This window comes from Kitasatospora sp. NPDC059722 (assembly GCF_042733235.1).
In the GTDB taxonomy this organism is placed as follows: domain Bacteria; phylum Actinomycetota; class Actinomycetes; order Streptomycetales; family Streptomycetaceae; genus Kitasatospora.
The window spans coordinates 1-5,595 of the sequence record NZ_JBHWGD010000197.1 but is presented as its reverse complement, the minus strand read 5'-3'; the positions used below and the strand labels follow the sequence as shown (position 1 = coordinate 5,595).

The 5,595-nt window shown below is 75.2% G+C and carries 5 protein-coding genes; 2 read left to right on the top strand and 3 right to left on the bottom strand.

Annotated elements, in window-relative coordinates; translation table 11 throughout:
* The coding region (locus ACFV4F_RS42060) for a TetR-like C-terminal domain-containing protein (RefSeq protein WP_380511078.1) at positions 1-584 on the bottom strand (584 nt) is incomplete at its 3' end.
* A 126-nt stretch (positions 585-710) separates the two neighbouring features.
* Between ACFV4F_RS42060 and ACFV4F_RS42055 the strand changes: the two genes are divergently transcribed.
* Positions 711-1,646, top strand: coding sequence for a carbohydrate kinase family protein (locus tag ACFV4F_RS42055; protein ID WP_380511075.1), 936 nt, complete (start codon positions 711-713; stop codon positions 1,644-1,646).
* A 54-nt stretch (positions 1,647-1,700) separates the two neighbouring features.
* Positions 1,701-3,803, top strand: a complete 2,103-nt coding sequence (locus ACFV4F_RS42050; RefSeq protein ID WP_380511072.1) for an HAD-IIB family hydrolase — start codon at positions 1,701-1,703, stop codon at positions 3,801-3,803.
* Here the strand turns inward: ACFV4F_RS42050 and ACFV4F_RS42045 are convergent.
* Positions 3,796-4,323, bottom strand: a complete 528-nt coding sequence (locus ACFV4F_RS42045) for a hypothetical protein (protein WP_380438741.1) — start codon at positions 4,321-4,323, stop codon at positions 3,796-3,798. The genes ACFV4F_RS42050 and ACFV4F_RS42045 overlap by 8 nt on opposite strands.
* A gap of 106 nt (positions 4,324-4,429) precedes the next feature.
* A complete protein-coding gene (locus ACFV4F_RS42040) occupies positions 4,430-5,440 on the bottom strand; it encodes a substrate-binding domain-containing protein (protein ID WP_380511069.1) in 1,011 nt (336 codons plus the stop codon).
* Between the last annotated feature and the right edge of the window lie 155 nt (positions 5,441-5,595).

Below are 5,595 nucleotides of genomic sequence, written 5' to 3'. Positions count from 1 at the left end.
ACGATGGCCTCCGGGTCCAGCCGGACGGGCGCGCCGCCGCACATCTTGAACCGGTAGAGCATCAGCGCCGGGACGACGTCGGTGACCAGCGGCGTCACCGCCGCCGGACGGACCTCGCCGCGGGCGGCGCCCCGGGAGAGGACCTCGGCGATCAGCCGGGTGGTGGGTTCGACCACGCGCACCAGCACGATCTCCAGGAAGGCGTGCGCCCGCTCGTGGTCGAGCTCGCTCATGACGGCGCGCACGGCCGCGCCCGACTCGCTGAACATCGCCGTCCGCAGCCGGGTGACCACCTCGACGAGGTCCCCGCGCAGGCTGCCGGTGTCCGGGGCCGGCCCGGCCGGGGGCAGGCTGGCGCGCAGGGCGTCCATGACCAGCTCCTCCTTGGACGACCAGCGGCGGTAGAGCGCCGCCTTCCCGGTCTGCGCCGCCGCCGCGACGCCCTCCATGGTGAGCCGCGCGTAGCCGTCCGTGACGAGCTGCCGGAGCGTGGCCCCGAAGATCGCGCTCTCCAGCACCTCGCCGCGCCGGCGCAGCGGCACGGCGTCGGCCGCTCCGCGCGTGGCCTCGGGTTCGACGGTCATGCCGGCACCACCTCTCCGCTCTCCCGGATCCACCTCCGAGTTTAGTGAACGAATGCGTTCTCTCCTACTGGGCCGCTTTGACGCGTTCGCGCCTCGCGGTGCGCTGCGGACCCCTATGCTCGCCGGATGGAGTCGAACGGGACCTTACAACCGTGCGAAGTACTCGTGGCCGGCGCGTACTTCGCGGACCTGGTGTTCCACGGGCTGCCCCGGCCGGTCGAGCCCGGCGGCGAGGTGTTCGCCGACGGCTTCGCGTGGGTGCCCGGCGGCGCGTACACGCCCGCGATGGCGCTGCGGCGACTCGGGCGCGACGTGGTCTGGAGCGCCGACTTCGGCACGGACGCCTTCAGCGCCCAGGTGCTGGCCAGTGCCCGCCGGGAAGGGCTGGACGCCTCCGCGTTCCGCCACCACCCCGTCCCCGTCAGGAGCGTGACCGTCGCGATGGCCTACCCCGGCGACCGCGCGATGGTCAGCTTCCAGGACCCGGTCGCCCCCGCGCCCCTCGTCCCGCTGCTGCGCCGGTACCGTCCGCGCGTCCTGATGGTGCCCCAACTGCGCTGGGACGACGACATGGTGGCGGCCGCCGAGGCCGCCCGGCGGCTCGGCACGCAGGTGGTCATGGACTGCCACGACTCCCCCGCGACGCTCGACGACCCGGCGGTCCGCCGCATCCTGTCGCTGGTCGACGTCCTCACCCCGAACGCCGCCGAGGCGCTGCGGCTGACCGGCGCCGCCGGGCCGGAGGGCGCGATCGCCGAACTCGCCGCCCTGGTGCCGACCCTGGTGGTCAAGCGCGGCGCGGACGGCGCCACCGCCGTGCGCGGCGGCGAGCGCCACGACGTCCCGGCCGTCCCGGTGCGGCCGGTCGACACCACGGGCGCCGGGGACTGCTTCAACGCGGGCCTCGTCCACGGCCTCCTGGACGGCCTGGGCCTGCCGGACTGTCTCGCGGCCGCGGTGGTCTGCGGAGCGGCGGCGACCACCGGCCCCGGCTCGGACGCGGCCCTGCGCGCCGACGAGCTCGCCGCCCTGCTGCCGTCGGCCACCGTCCCGCACACCTGAGGTGAACACTTCACACCGCTGAGTGATCGTGCTAGCGTCCGGCGGATGTCACGGATGTCACCCGTCACAAGGGTTCTGGTCACCGATCTGGACGGCACCTTACTCGGCGGCACCCGGGAGGAACGCCGCCGCCTGCGCGACGCCCTGGCCCGCCACCCCGAGGTGACCCTCGTCTTCGCCACCGGCCGGGGCCTGTCCTCCGTCCGCGACGTGCTGCGCGACCCGCTCGTCCCGCGCCCGCGCTGGATCATCGCCGACGTCGGCGCCACCGTCGCCGACGGGGCGGACTTCTCCCCCGTCGACCCGCTCCTGGAGCAGCTGCGCGCCGGCTGGCCGGGACCGGCCCGCATCCGCGCCGCGCTGCGCCGCTTCCCCGCCCTCACCTACCAGTTCGGCGTCGTCCAGGAGGGCCGCTGCTCCTACCACGTGGCCCCGGAGCGGCTCACCCGCGAGGTCACCGACGCCGTCCGGGCGCTCGGCTGCGGCTGGGAGTACTCGGCGGGCCGCTACTTCGACGTCCTGCCCGCGGGGGCGTCCAAGGGCAACGCCCTGCGGGCCCTGGCCGGGAAGCTGGGCTGGACGCCGCAGCAGATCCTCGTCGCCGGCGACTCGCTCAACGACCTGTCGCTGTTCAGGACCGGCGCACACGGCGTGGTCGTCGGCGGCGCCGAGACGGCCCTGCTCGACGCCGTCGCGGGGGACCCGCTGGTCCGCCGCCCCCGGCAGACCGGCGCCGCCGGGATCCACGCGGTGCTCCAGGACCTCGGCTGGGTCGGCCCCGATCCGGACCGGCCCCGCCGCCGGCACTCCGTGGTGGTCGCCTACCACCGGCCGCCGATGCACTGGACCGGCACCAGGTGGCAGCCGCCCAGCAGCCCCAACGGCATACTCCCGACCCTGACCAGCGCGTTCGCCGACGGCCTGCCGGGCGTGTGGGTCACCGCGCTGGCCGGCGGCGACCGCGAGGCCCCCCGCCCGCACCCCACCGGGCTGCCGCTGTCCCTCGTGCCGCTCAGCGCGGAGCAGTGGACCGGCTACTTCCACCGGGCGTGCAAGGAGACGCTGTGGCCGGTGCTGATGTCCGAGCCCGCGCGGTCCGTCCCCGACCGGCACGCCTGGACCGCCTACCGGGCGGTGAACGCGCGCTTCGCCGAGCACATCACCGCCGAGGCCGCGCCCGGCGCCACCGTCTGGCTGCACGACTACAACCTGTGGCTCGTCCCCGGCCTGCTGCGCGGCACCCGGCCCGACCTCAGGACCGGGCTCTTCCACCACACCCCGTTCCCGGCCCCCGAGGTCTTCGCGGCCCTGCCCGTCGCGGCCGAGCTGCGCGCCTCCCTCGCCTGCCTCGACTGGGCCGGCTTCCACACCGACGCCTTCGCCGAGCGCTTCCGGCGGACGCTGGGGCAGCGCGCCCCGCGCACCGAGGTGCACCCGCTGGGCGTCGACCGGGCCGCCGTCGAACGGCTCGCCCGGCTGCGCAGGCCGAGGCCGCGCCCGGCCGCCGGGCGGGTGGTGCTCTCGGTCGAGCGCCTCGACTACGCCAAGGCGCCGGTCCAGAAGGTCGACGCCCTGGACCGCCTGCTGGAGCGCCGGCCGGAGCTTCGCGGGCGGCTCGTCTTCCGGCTCGTCTGCCCGCCGCCCGAGCCCGGCATCACCGCCTACGACTCCACCCGCCGGCAGCTGGAGCAGCGCATCGCCGAGGTCAACGACCGCTGGCAGCAGGGCCGTTGGCGGCCGGTCGACTACCTGCCGGGCAGCCTGTCCGCGGCCGCGGTCGTCGACGAGTACCTGACGGCCGACGTGCTGTGGGTGACGTCGTTCCAGGACGGGATGAACCTGACGGCCAAGGAGTTCGTCGCCGCCCAGGCCGCGCTGCCCGCCCGCACCCCGGGCGTGCTGGTGCTCTCCCGGCACGCGGGGGCCGCCGCCGAGCTCGGCGACGCGGCCCTCCTCACCGACCCGCACTCGCCGGAGGACCTGAGCACCGTCCTGGCCCGGGCCCTCACCCTCTCCGCCGCCGAACGCCGGGCCCGGATGGACCGGCTCTCCGAACTCCTCGGCCGCGAACGGCCCGCGGACTGGGCGGCACGGATCGTGCGGGCGATCCGGGACTCCGCACCGGAGGCCCTCCCGGCCCGTACGGGTGTCAGTTGACCCAGTCGAGCCAGAACATGAAGCACCGCTGGAAGGCGCCCGGCGCCCCGGCGCCGAAGGTGACCACCATCGCCTGCCCGACGGCGACGTCCGTCGGGTCGACGCCCGGTGACCACGCGATCTTCGCGTCGATGCCCGGGATCGAGCGGAACGGGGAGTACGCGCCCAGGCCGCTGCTCGCCCGCCCGATGACCGCGCCGTCGCGGCGCAGCTCGGCCCGGCACAGCCCGGTCGGCCGCAGCTCGTAGCCGCGGGCGCCGACGAGGGCGGTGCGGGTGCGCGCCTTGCGGCGCGGGTCCCAGCCGCGGCTGCCCCGGACCGTCGGCACGTGGTGGCCGTTGACGGACAGGGCGCCGTGCTCGCGGTCCGGCACCGCCGTGACGGTGGGTATGCCCGCGCCGGTGAGCCGGACGATGACGGAGGGCCAGCGGTCGTGGCTGATCTGGAGGGGCCCGAACGGGCTGTCGGCCACGCGCTGTTGCGACAGGTGGACCTTGCGGCGCTGAGCGGGGGCGGACATGCGCGATCGACTCCTGGATCTGCCGTGGGGGTGTTTCCGGGCCCGGACAGGGCGGGGTGCAGCCTACAGCGCCGTTCGGCGGCCCCGTCGGCGGGCCGGGTCGCGCTCAGGTGCAGGCCGCGCCGGACGCCTGCCGGTTCGCGGGGTCGACCATGACCGTCGGGACGATCGTCTCGTGCGGGAGCTCCTTGTGTTCGCGCAGCCGGTCGGCCATCTGCTGGACGGCGAGCGCGCCGACCTCGGCGCCCTTGATGAGGAGCGCGGCCCGCATCGCCGCCGGTCGGCCGGCCTGCCAGTCCTTGCAGGCGAGGTAGGCGCCGATGCCGATGCCGACGACGTTCTCCGGCCCGAAGCCGGCCTCGGCCAGGGCCTTGATGCCGCCTTCGACGTCCTCGTCGTTGCAGCCCCACACCACCCAGTGCCGGACGCCGGGGCTGGTGGACAGCGTGTAGGCGGTCCGCTTGCGGGCGTCGTCGACGGTGTTGGCCGCCCACACCTTCGCGTTCTTCAGGACGGCGCCGGCGTGGGCGGAGAACGCCTGCGCCGCCGCGTTCACCCGGTCGCGGCAGACCGGGATGTCGTCGTTCGCGACGGACAGCGTCCAGGTGTCGGCGGGCTTCCAGCCCGTCCTCCCGTACTCGATGGCCGCGCGTTCGCCGACCGCCGCGCCCATGGCGGCGCCGTTGAAGCCGACGCGCGGGACGAGTCCGTTGGAGAAGCAGGCACCGGGGTCGGGGTAGTCGGCGCAGAGCTGGTCGTCGGTGGAGAGCAGCGGGACGTCGGCGCGGCGGGCGAGGGCGACGAGGTCGGGGCCGACGGTCGGGTCGGGCACGACGGCGATGAGGCCGCCCGTCTTCCTGCCGAGGGCCGCCCCGGCCTCCTTGAGGGCGCGGTCGCGGTCGTTGCCGAGGTCGACGACGGTCAGCTCGACGCCGAGCTGCGCCGCCCTGGCCCTGGCGCCGGCCGCCTCGTCGACGAAGTAGCCCTGGTCGCCCTGCTTCTGCAGGAAGGTGATGGTCAGCGGGCCGTGCGCCGCCGGGTCGGGCGGGTCCGCCGAACAGCCCGTCAGCGCGAGGGCGAAGGCGGCGACGCCGGACGTGCACAGGCGCAGGCGCATGGAGGCTCCAAGGTGGGGGGCTTGGTGATTTGAACGTTCAAACACTCACAAACGAACGCGAAAGAACCCCGCGGTGGCAGGAAACGCCACCTTAACCCCCCCGTCAAGGCCGCCCCTCCGACGAACATAGGGCCGCTACCCGCACGGTAAACGGC